Genomic DNA, 204 nt, shown 5'->3' on the forward strand with positions numbered 1-204 from the left:
GCTTGCGGCCGGTCGCGCGCTCGTACGGTGCCCACGCCATCTCCGCGCCGCCCCGGTAGACGCCCCAGGTCCCGCCCGCGAGCGGGTTGTCGCCGGCCGCCGGCGCGGCGGCCGGGCCCGCCGGGGGGGAGCCGGCCGGCGCGGCGGGCCGGAGCGCGAGCAGGAGCGCCACCACGAGGGCAGGCAGCAGCCGCAGCCCGGGGG

At 84.3% G+C, this 204-nt stretch carries 1 protein-coding gene; it reads right to left on the reverse strand.

Annotation, left to right across the window (positions count from 1 at the left end):
• A partial coding sequence (locus tag QWY28_RS24890; protein WP_300955451.1) for a hypothetical protein occupies nucleotides 1-204 on the reverse strand: 204 nt, incomplete at both ends.

Origin of the sequence: Nocardioides oceani (genome assembly GCF_030412965.1) — a bacterium.
Taxonomy (GTDB): domain Bacteria; phylum Actinomycetota; class Actinomycetes; order Propionibacteriales; family Nocardioidaceae; genus Nocardioides; species Nocardioides oceani.